General features: G+C 61.6%; 8 protein-coding genes. All 8 read right to left on the bottom strand.

Annotation, left to right across the window (positions count from 1 at the left end; genetic code table 11):
• Positions 1-171: 171 nt before the first annotated feature.
• Entirely contained in the window at positions 172-1,350 is a 1,179-nt protein-coding gene (locus tag POF45_RS13645; RefSeq protein WP_282315858.1) for a BaiN/RdsA family NAD(P)/FAD-dependent oxidoreductase, read from the bottom strand.
• A 108-nt stretch (positions 1,351-1,458) separates the two neighbouring features.
• Positions 1,459-2,796, bottom strand: coding sequence for an ATP-dependent RNA helicase DbpA (gene dbpA, locus POF45_RS13640; protein WP_259503285.1), 1,338 nt, complete (start codon positions 2,794-2,796; stop codon positions 1,459-1,461).
• A gap of 105 nt (positions 2,797-2,901) precedes the next feature.
• Positions 2,902-4,494 carry a multidrug transporter subunit MdtD gene (gene mdtD, locus POF45_RS13635; RefSeq protein WP_282315857.1) on the bottom strand — a complete coding sequence of 531 codons (1,593 nt, stop codon included), beginning with the start codon at positions 4,492-4,494 and terminating at the stop codon, positions 2,902-2,904.
• Positions 4,495-4,545: 51 nt separating this feature from the next.
• Positions 4,546-5,883 carry a TldD/PmbA family protein gene (locus tag POF45_RS13630; RefSeq protein WP_282315856.1) on the bottom strand — a complete coding sequence of 446 codons (1,338 nt, stop codon included), beginning with the start codon at positions 5,881-5,883 and terminating at the stop codon, positions 4,546-4,548.
• Positions 5,883-7,325, bottom strand: coding sequence for a TldD/PmbA family protein (locus POF45_RS13625; protein ID WP_282315855.1), 1,443 nt, complete (start codon positions 7,323-7,325; stop codon positions 5,883-5,885). The genes POF45_RS13630 and POF45_RS13625 overlap by 1 nt, the downstream gene beginning before the upstream one ends.
• A 386-nt stretch (positions 7,326-7,711) precedes the next feature.
• Positions 7,712-9,415 carry a choline dehydrogenase gene (betA, locus tag POF45_RS13620; RefSeq protein ID WP_259497211.1) on the bottom strand — a complete coding sequence of 568 codons (1,704 nt, stop codon included), beginning with the start codon at positions 9,413-9,415 and terminating at the stop codon, positions 7,712-7,714.
• 216 nt (positions 9,416-9,631) lie between these two features.
• Positions 9,632-11,104 carry a betaine-aldehyde dehydrogenase gene (gene betB / locus POF45_RS13615; RefSeq protein WP_259497209.1) on the bottom strand — a complete coding sequence of 491 codons (1,473 nt, stop codon included), beginning with the start codon at positions 11,102-11,104 and terminating at the stop codon, positions 9,632-9,634.
• Between the two features lie 112 nt (positions 11,105-11,216).
• Positions 11,217-11,810 carry a transcriptional regulator BetI gene (gene betI / locus POF45_RS13610; protein ID WP_259497208.1) on the bottom strand — a complete coding sequence of 198 codons (594 nt, stop codon included), beginning with the start codon at positions 11,808-11,810 and terminating at the stop codon, positions 11,217-11,219.
• Positions 11,811-12,108 lie beyond the last annotated feature (298 nt).

Raw genomic sequence — 12,108 nt, 5'->3', positions numbered from 1 at the left:
TCAAACACGGTGGGCCTTTGCCAGTCGCAGATTTTTCGGCTTGCAGAAAACCTTGTGGGAGCTGGCTTGCCTGCGATGGCGTCAGATCAGTCAACCTGAAGGAGGCTGATGGACCGCTATCGCAGGCAAGCCAGCTCCCACATTGACCGCATTTCACAGGCAGTCATGGACTCAGGCGTACTGCGCCGCCGCATACCCCGACGCCCATGCCCACTGGAAGTTGAAGCCGCCCAGATGCCCGGTGACATCGAGTACTTCACCGATGAAATACAGGCCGGGGCTTTTCAGTGATTCCATGGTCTTGGACGAGACTTCGCGGGTGTCCACGCCGCCCAGCGTCACTTCTGCGGTGCGATAGCCCTCGGTGCCGGCCGGTACGACTTTCCAGCTCGCCAGCTTTTCGGCGATGTCGGCGATTTCCGCGTGGGTGTATTGCTTCATCGGCTTGGAGACGAACCAGTTGTCTGCCAGCAGGTTGGCCATTTTCTTGGTGAAGATCTCGCCGAGCAGGGTTTTCAACTCACTGTTCGGGCGCTCGGCCTGTTGCTGTTGCAGCCAGCCCGGCACATCGTGGTCCGGCAGCAGGTTGATCTCGACGGTGTCGCCGGATTCCCAGAACGAAGAAATCTGCAAAATCGCCGGGCCACTGAGGCCGCGGTGAGTGAACAGGATATTCTCGCGGAAACTCTGGTCATTGCAGCTCACCAGACAATCCACCGATGTGCCGGACAACTCGGTGCACAGTTCTTTGAGCTGATCGGTGATGGTGAACGGCACCAGCCCGGCGCGGGTCGGCAGCAGGTCATGGCCGAACTGCCTGGCCACCTGATAGCCGAAACCGGTGGCGCCCATCGTTGGAATCGACAGGCCGCCAGTAGCGATCACCAGCGATTCGCAAGTCAGTTGCCCCAGCGTGGTGTCCAGCAGGTAACCGGCTTCGACTTTCTCAATGGTCTGGATAGAGGTGTCCAGGTGCAGGCTGACGCCGACCTGATTGCACTCTTGCAGCAGCATCTCGAGGATGTCGCTGGATTTGTTATCGCAGAACAACTGACCGAGTTTTTTCTCGTGATACGGCACGCCGTGTTTGGCGACCATGCCGATGAAATCCCACTGGGTGTAGCGCGCCAGTGCAGACTTGCAGAAATGTTCGTTCTGCGAGAGGAAATTAGCGGGTTCTGCGTACATGTTGGTGAAATTGCAGCGGCCACCGCCCGACATCAGGATTTTCTTGCCAGCCTTGTTCGCATGGTCGAGCAACATCACCTTGCGCCCGCGCCCGGCGGCGGTCAGCGCACACATCAACCCTGCGGCGCCAGCGCCAATGATCACGACTTCGGTAGAGCGCAAAACGGTGTCCTCACACAAGAACTGATCTGGAATGCAATCAAATGTGGGAGCTGGCTTGCCTGCGAGGGCATCGCAGGCAAGCCAGCTCCCACAGGGTTTGCGGCGTTCTTAGAGAATACGCACGCGCAACGAACGGCCCTTGATCTTGCCGTCGTTCAGACGCTGCAGTGCCTGCTTGGCAATGCCACGCTCAACCGCCACATACGCCTGGAAATCGAAGATCGCGATCTTGCCGACCTGAGCGCCCGGAATGCCGGCGTCGCCCGTCAGTGCGCCGAGGATGTCGCCCGGACGCACTTTGTCTTTACGACCCGCGCCGATGCACAGCGTGCTCATCACCGGCAGCAGCGGGGTGCCGCCCTGGGATTTGAGATTGGCGACCTGATCCCAGCTCAACGGCGACTTCTGCAGCAGCTCGATGGCCTGGGCGCGGTGCGCTTCGGACGGCGCGACCAGGCTGATCGCGATGCCTTTCTCACCGGCACGGCCGGTACGGCCAACACGGTGGATGTGGATTTCCGAATCACGCGCCAGTTCGACGTTGAGCACCATGTCCAGCGCATCGATGTCCAGACCACGAGCGGCGACGTCGGTGGCAACCAGTACCGAAGTACTGCGGTTGGAGAACATTGCCAGCACCTGATCGCGGTCACGCTGTTCCAGATCGCCGTGCAGGCCGACGGCGGAAATGCCTTTGGCGGTCAGGTGATCGACGGTTTCCTGAACCTGCTGCTTGGTGAAGCAGAACGCCACGCAGGACACCGGACGGAAATGCGCGAGGACCTTGACCACGGCATCCATGCGCTCGTCCGGGGAAATTTCGTAGAAACGCTGCTCGATCTGCGTGTCGTCATGAAACGCCTCGGCCTTCACGATCTGAGGGGTGCGCATGAACTTCGACGCCAGTTGCTTGATGCCCACCGGGTAGGTCGCGGAGAACAGCAGGGTCTGGCGGCGCTCCGGGGTCTGGGCGATGATTTCTTCGATGGAGTCGTAGAAACCCATGTCGAGCATGCGGTCGGCTTCGTCGAGGATCAGCGTGTTCAGGCCGTGGAGAACCAGCGAGCCCTTGCGCAGGTGCTGCTGAATACGACCCGGGGTGCCGACGATGATGTGCGCGCCATGCTCCAGCGAGCCGATCTGCGGGCCAAACGACACGCCGCCGCACAGGGTCAGGACCTTGATGTTGTCTTCGGCACGGGCCAGACGACGGATTTCCTTGGCGACCTGGTCGGCCAGCTCACGGGTCGGGCAGATAACCAGTGCCTGGCAACCGAAGAAGCGCGGATTGATCGGGTTCAACAGACCGATACCGAAGGCGGCGGTCTTGCCGCTGCCGGTCTTGGCCTGCGCGATCAGGTCCATCCCCTTGAGGATCACCGGCAAGCTTTGCGCCTGGATCGGCGTCATCTGGGCATAACCGAGGGAGTCGAGGTTAGCCAGCATGGCGGCGGACAGCGGCAAAGTATTAAAAGCGGTGGCGATGGTGGTCACGGGACTGGCCTGCAAAACAAAATGTCGCGCAGTGTATCAGTCCCGGAGCCATTGGCCCTAAGGTTCGATGTGCTCTTCCGGACGTTTGGCACGCCGTCCGTCTTCCTTCGACAGCTGCGAGAAGATGGTCGCGGCCAGCATCGCCATCACGCCCACGGTGACAAAGGTCAGCTGGAACGCGCCCAGCACGGTGTCCACGCCATCATTTCCGACCTCTGCCGTGAAGCCGCCGAGCAACGCACCGGCGCACGCCACACCAAGGCCCAGGGACAATTGCGCGACCACCGACAACAGGCTGTTGCCGCTGCTGGCGCTGGCGTCGTCGAGGTCGATCAGGGTCACGGTGTTCATCGCGGTGAATTGCAGGGAGTTGATCGCGCCGAGGAGGGCCAGCATCGCCAGCAACAGCCAGTACGGGGTGGCTTCGCTGACCAGGCCCATGGCCGCCAGCATGATCCCCAGAAACAGCGTGTTGCCGGTGAGAATGATGCGGTAGCCCAGACGCTCGATCAGTGGCCGCGCCACCGACTTGGCTAACATCGCTGCCGCCGACAGCGGCAGCATGCTCATGCCCGCCTGTGACGGCGAATAACCCAGCGCCACTTGCAACAGCAACGGCACCAGAAATGGCAGCGCACCGCCGCCCAGCCGGGCGAACAGGTTGCCGAGGATGCCGACCGCGAAGGTCCGGGTCTTGAACAATGACGGCGAGAACAGCGGATAGTCGATGCGTCCGGCGCGCAGCCAGTACGCCGCCAGGCACGCCATGCCAGCTACCAGCAACAACATCACCCGCAGGTGCGGCAGGTGCAGTTCACCGAGGCCTTCCATGGCGATGGTGATCAGCACCATGGAGGCGCCGAACAGCAGAAAACCGACGCCGTCGAAACGGGTGCGCTCGGTGCCGCGCAGGTCCGGGATGAATTTCCACACCGCGTAGCAGCCGATCAGGCCGACCGGCAGGTTGACCAGGAAGATCCAGTGCCACGACAGGTATTGCACCATCCAGCCGCCTGTGGTCGGCCCCATCAACGGGCCGAGCAGCCCGGGAATGGTGATGAAACCCATGATCCGCACCAGTTCCGAGCGCGGGTAGGCGCGCAGCACCACCAGCCTGCCGACCGGCAGCATCAAGGCACCGCCCAGGCCTTGAATGACTCGTGAGGCAATCAGCAATGTCAGGTTGGGCGACAGGGCGCAGAGCAATGAGCCGATGCTGAACAGCAGGATCGCGCCGAAGAAGATCTTCTTGGTGCCGAAGCGGTCGGCGATCCAGCCCGAGGCCGGGATCAGCAGGGCGACGGTGAGCATGTAGGAGATGATCACACCCTGCATGCGCAACGGATCTTCCGCCAGGTCCTGGGCCATGGCCGGCAGGGCGGTATTGAGGATCGTCCCGTCGAGGGACTGCATGAAGAAGGCAATGGCGACGACCCATGGCAGCCAGCGGGCGGTAACAGGATCGAGAGGCGGGCGGTTGGGCATGGGACCTCTTGTGGGTTGGTCAGATGTCTCTCGGTCCCTGGCATAAGGGAACCATTGTGGCGAGGGGGTTAACCCCCGTTCGGCTGCGAAGCAGTCGTAAATCCGGTGAGCGCGGTCCGTCTGATGAATCGCGGTTGCCGGTTTTGGGGTCGCTTCGCAACCCAACGGGGGTAAACCCCCTCGCCACAGAGACTTCGGTGTTCTGGAGGTTGGTGTTTACAGGGTCAAGGTCAATCGGCGCACCAGCGCCCCCGGCAACAGCGCCGAGGCCGTCGCCCGCTGGCTGTAGGTGCTGGACGACAGCAGCAACTCGCGCTCTGCGGTCAACGCCTCCAGCTGCGAACCCAGCAGGCTGTAGGCGCTGTCATCAAAACGCATGGTGCTGACCGGTGCCTGAATCTCGCCATTCTCGACCCAGAACGTCGCGAAGCGGGTCATGCCGGTCATACGTGCCGCGGGTTGGTCAGAGTAGTTCAGGTACCACAGGTTGCTGATGTACAGCCCCGTACCCAGCTGCTTGAGAATCTCGGCATCCGGCAGCGTGCCCGCCGCCATGTTCAAGGCGCTCGGCATTTCACCGCCGCTGGCACCGTTGGCCGTGAGCCCGTATTCGGCGGCACTGCGGGAACTGACCATCTGCTCGCCAGCCTTGCCTTCGACGATCAGGCCCAGATCACTGCGCGGATAACCCTCGCCGGAAAACGCCGGGCTCAGGGAGCCGCTGACTTTCTCGTCGATGGACACCAGCGGGCTGAACGCATGATCGCCCGCATAGAGCTTCTGCAGCGGGCTGCTCTTGCTGGCGATCGACTGCGCCGAGAAACCGCCCCAGCCAAGCATGTCCATGATTTCTTGCAGCGCGGCGGGTGCCAGATACGCGCGGTACTGCCCCGGCGCCAGGGTGCGCAGCGGTCGACCCAGATACTCAAGCTGCTCGCGGGCCTGCTGGAAGCGTCTGGCAAAGCCTGTGCTGTTCCAGTCATGCCCGGCGTAGCTGGCTTTCACTGCCTCGCCGTTTTCGTGAAACAGGCTGAAATCGAAGTTGAAGCTATTGGCCTGATGCCAGCCGAACGCGCCGGACGAGCTGGCAAACCCGCGACTGATCGGCCCCGCCGCATAGAATCCCACCAGATCCAGCCCTTCGGCGGCTTGAGTGATTTCAGCCACGACCTGCTCGGTATCCGGCAGCGGATGGTCCTGCACATTCTTGCTCTGCCAGCCGTTGTGGTTGAGCAGCAGATACGGGTCCGGCGGCAGCAGCGGCAGGGTCTCGCGCAATTGTTGCAGGCCCTCGGCGAGGCGCTGAAGGTCAACTTCAGGATCGCCCGAGAGGGTGATGTGCAGGTCGGCGTGGCGGCCGTCGTTGATCAGTTTGAAGCCGATGCTCGCTTGCTGCACCTGTCCGGCCTGACGCACCTTGGCGTGGTTGAAGCGCACGAACGCCGACGATTCCGCCGCGTAGCTGAGGGTGAATTGCTCAGGCCCGTGCACGGCACCGCGCAACCAGTTGACCAGGCTCTTGAACCCTTCGACCTGGTTATTGGGAGTAGTCATCAAACGTCTCCTCCAAATACATCAACATTGCTGAACACGCACGCCGGCGAGGCGTGGCCGACGCGGATCACCTGGTTCGGCTCGCCCTTGCCGCAGTTCGGCGTGCCCAGAATCTGGAAGGTACTGGCGTCGCCGACCGCGCTGAGGCTCTTCCAGAAGTGCGCGGAAATCGCCCGGTAGTTGGGGTTTTTCACCACGCCCTTGAGTTCGCCGTTTTCGATCAGCTGACCCCACTCGCAGCCGAACTGGAACTTGTTGCGCGCATCATCGATGGACCACGAACGGTTGGTACGCATCAGGATGCCGTGTTCGATACCGCCAATCAGCTGCTCCAGCGATTGATCGCCGGGCTCGATGTTGAGGTTGGCCATGCGGTCGATGGGCGGGCGATTCCAGCCACAGGCGCGGCTGTTGGCGACTCCATCCATACCGGCCCGGAATTGCGACAGCGCACCGCCCAATGGGCGCAGGAGCAAGCCCTCCTTGATCAGCAATTGCTTGCTCGCCGCTGTGCCGTCGTCGTCATGACTGTAGCTGGCGAGTTCTTCCGGGATGTCTGGGTCGAAGCTCACGTTCAGCAGTTTCGAGCCGTATTGCAGGCGGCCGAAGTCGCTGGCCTTGACGAAGCTGGTGCCAGCGTAATTGCGCTCGTCGCCCAGAATGCGGTCCAGCTCCAGCGGGTGACCGATGGACTCGTGGATTTGCAGCATCATCTGGTCCGGCATCAGCAGCAGGTCGCGAGGGCCGTGCGGGGCGTTCGGTGCCAACAGCAATTGCAGGGCGTCGTCGGCCACTTTCGGCCCGGCGCCGATCAGGCCGCAACGGCTGATGACATCGAAGCCGCCCTGCTGGCCGAAGTTTTCCCGGCCCAGGGTGCGGGTCTGGCTGTCGCTGCCGTCGTAGGCGGTGACTTCGAGAGTCGGGTAGACGAAACGCTGGGCCTGACGCAATTCGGCGCCAGCACTGTTGAGGTAGATCTGCTCGACGTTGGTGATGCCGATGCTCACTTCCCAGTTCACCAGTCGCTCGTCCTTGGGCACCGCAGCGGATTCGGCGCCGAGCAACTGATAGCAGTCGCTCAGGGATGGGAAGGGCTGGTCGAGGTGAGGCGAGAGATAGTCGGCGCGGTCGCTGGAGACGGCTTGCTTGCTCAGGTCCAGGAGGGCATGCGGCTGGAGTCGGCGAGCTTGTTGCTCGGCCCGGTCGAGCGCGGCTTGCAGGCCCTGTTGCGACAGGTCGTTGGTCGCGGCATAGGCTTCGACGCCGTTGACCCGCACGGTCAGCATCGCCCCTTCGTCACGGCTGAAACTCGGCGGTTCGGCGACGTTCTTGCGCACTGACAGGTATTGGCCGGACTCACGAACATAGCGCAAGGAAAAGAATTCAGCGCCCGTGCGCAACGCAGCAAAACGCTGCTTGAGCTGGGGGTGGAAATCGAACATTCGAGAACCTCCTTGGTATTGGAGTAGCGGCGTATCGATTCGGCGGGGGGTGAAACGGTTGCGTGGCGCTAGATTAGGCCTGCGTGGGGGGTAGGATCAAGCGTGGTGCGGTGCGGGAAAAGGTTTAGTTGGAGAGATGTGCTGATTAGTCGGGCCTCATCGCGAGCAAGCTCGCTCCCACATTGGTCTGGGGTTGAGCGCAAATTTGCAATCCAGTCCGAAACCTGTGGGAGCGGGCTTGCTCGCGATTGGCCGTGACGCGTAGGGCCCCTTCGCGAGCAAGCTCGCTCCCACATTTGATCTATGTCGTTCACAAATGTTGTGTTCGATGGAGATCTGCTGTGGGAGCGAGCCTGCTCGCGAAGGCCGCGCCTCGGTGTAACGGCTTACTGCGCGGTCAGGCTCACATCGCGCAACGGCTTGCCACGCACCGGTGCATCACCGGCCACGTAGTAGTCGGCGGTGCTGCGCGGCAGCGACTGGCGGCCACGGATCTTGTCGGCGATTTTCTCGGCGATCATGATCGTTGGCGCGTTCAGGTTGCCGGTGGTGATGATCGGCATGATCGAAGCATCGACCACGCGCAACGCCTGCATGCCATGCACGCGACCTTCGGCGTCAACCACCGCCATGTCGTCGGTGCCCATCTTGCACGAGCAGGACGGGTGGAACGCGGTTTCGGCGTGTTCGCGGATGAACTTGTCCAGCTGCTCATCGGTTTGCACGTCGATGCCCGGGCTGATTTCGCGACCACGGAAAGCGTCCAGTGCCGGCTGCTGCATGATTTCACGGGTCAGGCGGATGCCGTCGCGGAATTCCTGCCAGTCCTGCTCGGTGGCCATGTAGTTGAACAGGATGCTCGGGTATTCCCGTGGATCCTTCGACTTGGCCTGGACGCGACCACGGCTCGGCGAACGCATGGAACCCATGTGCGCCTGGAAACCGTGTTCTTTGACGCCATTGCTGCCGTTGTAGTTAATCGCGACCGGCAGGAAGTGGTACTGGATGTTCGGCCAATCGAATTCTTCGCGGGTACGGATGAAACCGCCGGCTTCGAACTGGTTGCTGGCGCCGATGCCGGTGCCGTTGAACAGCCACTCGGCACCGATGGCCGGCTGGTTGTACCAGAGCAGCGATGGGTACAGCGAGACCGGTTGGGTGCAAGCGTATTGCAGGTACAGCTCAAGGTGGTCCTGCAGGTTTTCGCCAACGCCCGGCAGGTCGTGGACCACTGGAATGTCGAGCTTGTTCAGCAGTTCGGCCGGGCCGACGCCGGAGCGTTGCAGAATCTGTGGCGAACCGATCGCACCGGAGCACAGCAGCACTTCTTTGCGCGCCGTGGCTTCAACGCGCTCTTCAGCGGCGCCGATCAGGTAACGCACGCCGGTCGCACGCTTGCCTTCGAACAGGATCTTGTCGGTCAGGGCGTGGGTGACGATGGTCAGGGTCGAACGCTTTTTGGCGGTGTCCAGGTAACCGCGAGCGGTGCTGGCACGACGGCCGTTCGGCGTCACGGTACGGTCCATCGGGCCGAAGCCTTCTTGCTGGTAGCCGTTCAGGTCTTCGGTGCGCGGGTAACCGGCTTGCACGCCTGCTTCAACCATCGCGTGGAACAGCGGGTTGTTGCCGGCTTTGGGCGTGGTCACGCTGACCGGACCGTCGCCACCGTGGTAGTCGTTGGGGCCGATATCGCGGGTTTCGGCTTTACGGAAATACGGCAGGCAGTTGAGGTAGTCCCAGTCTTCAAGCCCTGGCAGCTTCGACCAGTTGTCGTAGTCCATCGCGTTGCCACGGATGTAGCACATGCCGTTGATCAGCGAAGAACCACCCAGGCCCTTGCCGCGACCGCATTCCATCCGGCGACCGTCCATGTGTGGCTCTGGATCGGTTTCGTAGGCCCAGTTGTAGCGACGGCCTTGCAGCGGGAACGCCAGGGCCGCCGGCATTTGCGTGCGGAAATCGAGACGGTAGTCCGGACCGCCGGCTTCGAGCAGCAGGACGGTGACGCCTTCGTCTTCAGTCAGACGGGTCGCCAGAGTGTTACCGGCCGAGCCGGCACCGATGATGATGTAATCGTATTCTTGGGACATTGAATGCACCCTCTTTGATGTGGGTCAGGTCGCGGTGGCCGAGCTGCCACTTACGTGTGGCGAGGGAGCTTGCTCCCGCTCGGCTGCGCAGCAGTCGCAAAATCAGCGACCGTGTTCTGTCTGAACAAATGCGGTGCCTGGAGTTGGGGCCGCCTCGCAGCCCAGCGGGAGCAAGCTCCCTCGCCACAAGGGCCGCAACTCCAGCACCGCGTCAGATCAGAAAACCGAGGCGTAATCGCCCAGTTCGACCTGTACCGATTTGATACGTGTGAAGTTGTTCAGCGAGCTGATGCCGTTCTCACGGCCAACACCCGACTGCTTGTAGCCGCCAACCGGCATTTTCGCGTCGGACTCGCCCCAGGCGTTGATCCAGCAGATACCGGCTTCCAGTTGATGAATCACGCGGTGGGCGCGGTTCAGGTCTTTGGTGACGATACCGGCGGCCAGGCCGAAGTCGGTGTCGTTGGCACGACGGATCACTTCTTCTTCGGTTTCGTACGTCAGGATGGCCATGACCGGGCCGAAGATTTCTTCGCGCACGATGGTCATTTCGTCGGTGCAGTCGGTGAACACGGTCGGGGCCACGAAGGCGCCCTTGGCCAGGTCGCCTTCGGTCAGACGCTCGCCGCCGCACAGGACGCGGGCACCTTCTTCCTTACCTTTGGCGATATAACCCAGCACGCTTTCCATGTGGGCGAAGCTGACCAGCGGGCCGAAGTTGGTGTTCTCGTCTTGCGGGTTGCCGATGCGGATGCGCGCAACACGCTCAGCGATCTTGGCTTCGAAAGCAGCTTTGAGGTGGCTCGGTACGAACACGCGAGTGCCGTTGGTGCAGACCTGACCGGAGCTGTAGAAGTTGGCCATCATCGCGGTGTCGGCGGCGCGATCGAGGTCGGCGTCGTCGAAGATGATCAGCGGGGATTTGCCGCCCAGTTCCATGGTCACTTCCTTGAGCGAAGAGCTCGAAGCGCTGGCCATGACTTTCTTGCCGGTGTCGGTGCCGCCGGTGAAGGAGATTTTCTCGATGCGCGGGTGTTCGGTCAGCCAGGTGCCGACTTCACGGCCGCTGCCGGTCAGGACGTTGAACACGCCAGCCGGAACGCCGGCTTCGGTGTAGATCTCGGCCAGTTTCAGGGTGGTCAGGGAGGTGACTTCGCTTGGCTTGAAGATCATCGCGTTACCGGCGGCCAGGGCCGGTGCGGATTTCCACAGGGCGATCTGGATCGGGTAGTTCCACGCGCCGATACCGGCCACGACGCCCAGCGGCTCGCGACGGGTGTAGACGAACGAGGTGGTGCGCAGCGGGATCTGCTCGCCTTCGATGGCCGGGACCAGACCTGCGTAGTACTCCAGCACGTCAGCGCCAGTGACGATGTCGACGTATTTGGTTTCGGAGTACGACTTGCCGGTGTCCAGGGTTTCCAGCGCGGCCAGTTCATCGTTGCGCTCACGCAGGATGTCGACGGCACGGCGCAGGATGCGCGAACGCTCCATGGCGGTCATTGCAGCCCAGATTTTCTGGCCTTTCTCGGCGCTGACCACGGCACGTTCGACGTCTTCTTTCGTCGCGCGCTGGACGTTTGCGAGGACTTCACCGTTAGCCGGGTTGATGGCTTCGAAGGTGGCGTCGCTGCTGGCGTCACTGTAGCCGCCATCGATGTAGAGTTTTTGCAGTTCGAAACGGGCCATATAGTCCTCGCAAGAGCATTAAGTTGGTTGGCGGTGACCACTGGAGTGATGCCATATGGTTGTGGCAACACCGATCAGTAGCAGTTCAGGGGTTGAGCGATTTATGTGTGCTCTAACTCACCTGCTTGGCCAATTGGAAATCCATGTATTCGTAAGCGATCTGTTGCGCCTGCTCGGTGTCGAAAGCGTCTCCCGACAGCGCGCCGCGCAACCACAAACCGTCAATCAACGCTGCCAGGCCTCGGGCGGCGTTGCGCGCTTGATCAAGCGGCAACACGCGGCGGAACTGGCAGCACAGGTTGGAATACAGGCGGTGATCGTTGATCCGCTGCAACCTGTGCAAAGACGGCTGGTGCATGCTGGTGGCCCAGAAGGCCAGCCAGGTTTTCATTGCCGGGCCATTGACCTGGCTGGCGTCGAAGTTGCCTTCGATAATCACCTGCAGATGCGCCCGTGGGCTGTCATCTGCCAGCGCCTGGCGGCGCGCGGTGACGTTCTCGCTGAGGACGCTCATCAGGTACCGCATCGTGGCGGCGATCAGGCCATTCTTGTCCTGAAAATAGTGACTGATGATGCCATTCGAGACACCGGCCAAACGGGCGATTAGCGCAATGCTGGCGTCCCCCATTCCGACCTGATCGACAGCCTGCAAAGTGGCTTCGATCAACTGTTGACGGCGGATGGGTTGCATACCGACCTTGGGCATCTTGCACATCTCCTTAGGCCTTCCGGCAGCCCAAATACGGCTGTCGGATTGAGGGCCAGTCTATTTTGTTTTGATTGAACGTTCAATCAACAAAGAATAAGATCTGCGACAAATCGTCGCTGCCTACAGGTTTTTCCAACTGTCAGATGGCGCAAAAACGACACCTGAAAATGCTTGAAACGCGCGCGGGGCATGGCGTGAGTCGATGACGATGGACGTGTTGAATGGGCAAGACGCTTGAGGCCAGGTTTCGGACCAACCGTCCAGACCAGGCTTGCGACGTCGGTTCTCAACGCCA

The sequence above is a fragment of the Pseudomonas fungipugnans genome, assembly GCF_029955235.1.
GTDB classification, from domain to species: Bacteria; Pseudomonadota; Gammaproteobacteria; order Pseudomonadales; family Pseudomonadaceae; genus Aquipseudomonas; species Aquipseudomonas fungipugnans.
This window is presented reverse-complemented; position numbering and strand designations above follow the sequence as displayed.

What these genes read in the sequence shown, in the direction of transcription:
- betA (WP_259497211.1), bottom strand. Translation starts at nt 9,415, where the DNA reads ATGTCCCAAGAATACGATTACATCATCATCGGTGCCGGCTCGGCCGGT.
- betB (WP_259497209.1), bottom strand. Translation starts at nt 11,104, where the DNA reads ATGGCCCGTTTCGAACTGCAAAAACTCTACATCGATGGCGGCTACAGT.
- POF45_RS13625 (WP_282315855.1), bottom strand. Translation starts at nt 7,325, where the DNA reads ATGTTCGATTTCCACCCCCAGCTCAAGCAGCGTTTTGCTGCGTTGCGC.
- dbpA (WP_259503285.1), bottom strand. Translation starts at nt 2,796, where the DNA reads ATGCTGGCTAACCTCGACTCCCTCGGTTATGCCCAGATGACGCCGATC.
- POF45_RS13630 (WP_282315856.1), bottom strand. Translation starts at nt 5,883, where the DNA reads ATGACTACTCCCAATAACCAGGTCGAAGGGTTCAAGAGCCTGGTCAAC.
- betI (WP_259497208.1), bottom strand. Translation starts at nt 11,810, where the DNA reads ATGCCCAAGGTCGGTATGCAACCCATCCGCCGTCAACAGTTGATCGAA.